Annotated in this window: 5 protein-coding genes and 1 pseudogene; all 6 read right to left on the bottom strand. The window is 75.5% G+C overall.

Features of this window, described 5'->3' with window-relative positions:
* Nucleotides 1-396, bottom strand: a pseudogene (locus HUW36_RS30135) (LysM peptidoglycan-binding domain-containing protein); the annotation flags it as partial.
* 14 nt (nt 397-410) lie between these two features.
* Nucleotides 411-845, bottom strand: coding sequence for a pilus assembly protein TadG-related protein (locus tag HUW36_RS30130; RefSeq protein ID WP_174531190.1), 435 nt, complete (start codon nt 843-845; stop codon nt 411-413).
* The gene (locus HUW36_RS30125; protein WP_246248394.1) at nt 842-1312 is read right to left on the bottom strand and encodes a TadE/TadG family type IV pilus assembly protein; all 471 of its coding nucleotides are present in this window, start codon (nt 1310-1312) and stop codon (nt 842-844) included. Before HUW36_RS30125 ends, HUW36_RS30130 begins: the two co-directional genes overlap by 4 nt.
* Nucleotides 1309-1797 carry a TadE family protein gene (locus HUW36_RS30120; RefSeq protein ID WP_174531189.1) on the bottom strand — a complete coding sequence of 163 codons (489 nt, stop codon included), beginning with the start codon at nt 1795-1797 and terminating at the stop codon, nt 1309-1311. Before HUW36_RS30120 ends, HUW36_RS30125 begins: the two co-directional genes overlap by 4 nt.
* Nucleotides 1797-2006 (bottom strand): hypothetical protein, encoded by a 210-nt coding sequence (locus HUW36_RS30115; RefSeq protein WP_174531188.1) that lies wholly within the window; start codon nt 2004-2006, stop codon nt 1797-1799. Before HUW36_RS30115 ends, HUW36_RS30120 begins: the two co-directional genes overlap by 1 nt.
* A gap of 27 nt (nt 2007-2033) precedes the next feature.
* Nucleotides 2034-2748, bottom strand: a 715-nt coding sequence (locus HUW36_RS30110) for a type II secretion system F family protein (protein WP_174531187.1), incomplete at its 5' end; no start/stop codon positions are given.

The following is a 2748-nucleotide window of genomic DNA, read 5'->3' as shown; positions in this document are numbered from 1 at the left end:
GGCGCTCGCCGCGGCCGGGCTCGCGGCCAGGATCAGCGCCACCGAACCGACGAGCGCGGCGGCGGCCCGCTGCTGGCGGTGCATGCCGGGCAGCTTCGGCGCCGGCCGGCGCAGCGCCGACGCGCCCAGCTCCACCAGGACCGAGAACGCGAACGTGGCCCAGCCGAACCAGCCGACCACGGCCAGCGCCCGCAGGAAGAGCTGCCCGTCGTCGCGGCTGGTCAATGCCGTACCCACCTCGGCCAGGGTGGGCAGGTGGTCGGGCAGCGGGTTGCCGGCGAAGGCCAGCAGCGCGACCGGCCCGCCGGCCAGCACCCCGACGAGCACGACGAGGGCGCCGAGCCCGGTGAGGACCTGGCCGGTGCGGTGGACGGCGGAGCGTCGGGGTGCACCCATGGTGGCCTTCCTTCCTACGGTGGTGGCGCGGTGAGCGCCCGAGCGGTGGCCTCACCGGTGACGGTGGCGGTCCGTGGCGCGCCGAAGAGACCGAGCAGGTCCCGGCGGTAGGTGATCCGGACGCGTACCCGGATCTGGGTCTCGGCGCCGACCACGGGGAAGTCGACCTCGTGGCCGCCCACCCCGCCGGCGGCGGCGAGGTAGTCGGCGACGGCCCTGCGGGCGGCGTCCTGGTCGATCCGGGTCGGGCCGCCCTCGATGGCACCCGCGCGGTCGATCATCTGGCCGCCGCTTCGGGCCGCCTCGGCGGCCAGGTTGTCCGCCCGTTGCAGGGTGCGCAGCTGCCCGGCGCCGTCGTAGGCGAGACCGATGACGGCGAGCACGCCTGTCATCGCCACGGCCAGGAAGAGGCTCACCCGGCCGCTCTCCGCCCCGCGTCGCCCGGTCATCCGCGGCTCCGGTAGGTGTCCAGCGGTGAGGTGAAGCTCGCCGCGACGGTCTTGCCGCCCGGCACCCCGGGCAGCCCGGGCGCGCTCAGGTCGTCGAAGGACACGGTGCAGGTCACCGTCACCGTGACGGTCGCCGGCACGCCGGGCGCGCTGCGGTACGCGGCGGCGAAGCTGGTCGGCTGCCCGGCCACCGAACCGTCCAGGTCGAGCCGGGGCGGCGCGGTGCAGCGCAGGCCGGACCAGTCGAGCTGGGTGCGGGCCGCGTTCTCGGCGGCCTCCTCGCCGTCGTCCGCGGTACGGGCCAGCGAGGCGGCCCGGGCGGCGTCGTGCGCGGCGGACTCCACCGCCTCGTCGGCGACGGCGGTCCGCCCGGCGACCCCGGCGAGCACCATCAGCCCGATGAAGGCGGGAGCCAGCACCGCCACCTCGATCGAGACGGATCCCCGGTCCCGTGTCACCGGCCTCACCCCGTGGTCCAGCGTTCGGCGGGGCCGTGCGCGGTCTGCACGACCTCGAACGAGACTCCCGGGATGACCGACAGGGAGCGGCCCCGCACCGTGCAGGTGACGCCGTCGTCGACCTCGGCGCAGGTCGGTCCGGGCCTCTCCCAGCCGACCAGCCAGTCTCCGGAGCGGCGCAGGAAGTTCGTGGCCCGCTCCCGGCCGGCGCCCGGGGCGGCGTCGAACGTGCGTTGGGCGTTCACCCCGGTCTGCGCCGCGTTGAGCGCGGTGGACCGGGCGACGAACCAGACGGCGACCTGGATCGAGCCGAAGAGCAGCACCAGGATCACCGGCATCATCACCGCCAGCTCGACCGGGTTGGCGCCCCGCTCGCGCCCGCCCGCGTCGAGGCGGGCGCGCAGGGCGGCGGCGATCCGCCCCGGGCCGCGCGGGCCGGTGGGCCGGCCGGCGGGTGCCGGCCGGCTCCGGACCGTACGGGCGGGGCGAGGCATCACGGGGCCTGCGGCGCCGTGTTGTTCGGGATGGCGTTCATCCAGTTGTTCGCCTTGGCCAGGGCGAGCCCGGTGACCGCCATGGCCACCGCGACCAGACCGAAGATGATCACGGCGGTCGGCACCGGGCTGTCGCCGCGCTCGGAGTCCCGGCGCAGCTCGGCGAGGCGGGTACTCACCGTCGCGTACAGGTAGGCGTAGAGGTGCATGGTCTTCTCCTTCTCGGGGGTTGGGGATCACAGACGGGCGATGAACGGATAGACGGCGAAGCCGAGCAGGACGAAGACCAGCAGCGAGCCGGGGATGTCCAACTTGCTGGTCACCCCCTCGGCCCGGGTCAGGTTGTCGGTGCGGATCTGGTCGCGCAGCGAGTCGGCGCGGGAGCGCAACGTCTCGTGCACCTGGGCGCCCTCGCTGCCGGAGGAGCGCATGATCGCGCCCACGTCGCCCAGCTCCGGGATGCCGATCCGGTCGGCCAGTTCCTGCAACTCGTCCCAGGGCGAGTGCATCTGGAGCTGGGCGAGCCGCAACGCCTCCCGGATCCGGTCGAAGACCCAGCCGTCGCAGACCGCCGCCGCGCGCTCCAGCGACTGCACCGGACCGTGCGCGGCGGACAGCTGCAACGCCACCAGGTCGAGGTAGGTGCAGACCGCCTGGCGGAACTCGTCCCGGGCGGCGTCGGCCCTGGCCAGCACCGCGCGGTGTGCGAGCAGGCCGGCGGCCAGCGCCAGCCCCAGGCTGGCCAGCACCGGTACGGCCACCGGCAGCGCCACCCCGCCCAGGAAGAGCACGGCCGAGGCGACCGCCGGGGTGGCGAAGCCGACGAGCGCGGAGAGCAGCACGGACAGGGCGTACTGCTCGGGGGTCCGGTCGAGCAGCGCGAGCTGGCGGTGCGGCGGGCGCAGCCAGCGGGCGAAGCCGCCCAGCCAGTCCGGCCCGGCGCCGGCCGTC

This window comes from Micromonospora maritima (genome assembly GCF_902825405.1).
Taxonomy (GTDB): domain Bacteria; phylum Actinomycetota; class Actinomycetes; order Mycobacteriales; family Micromonosporaceae; genus Micromonospora; species Micromonospora maritima.
The sequence above is the reverse complement of the archived record's forward strand: the minus strand, read 5'-3'. Positions and strand labels throughout refer to the sequence as shown.

Coding starts and splice junctions, on each gene's coding strand:
- HUW36_RS30120 (WP_174531189.1), bottom strand. CDS start 1,797: ATGCCTCGCCCCGCCCGTACGGTCCGGAGCCGGCCGGCACCCGCCGGC.
- HUW36_RS30130 (WP_174531190.1), bottom strand. CDS start 845: ATGACCGGGCGACGCGGGGCGGAGAGCGGCCGGGTGAGCCTCTTCCTG.
- HUW36_RS30115 (WP_174531188.1), bottom strand. CDS start 2,006: ATGCACCTCTACGCCTACCTGTACGCGACGGTGAGTACCCGCCTCGCC.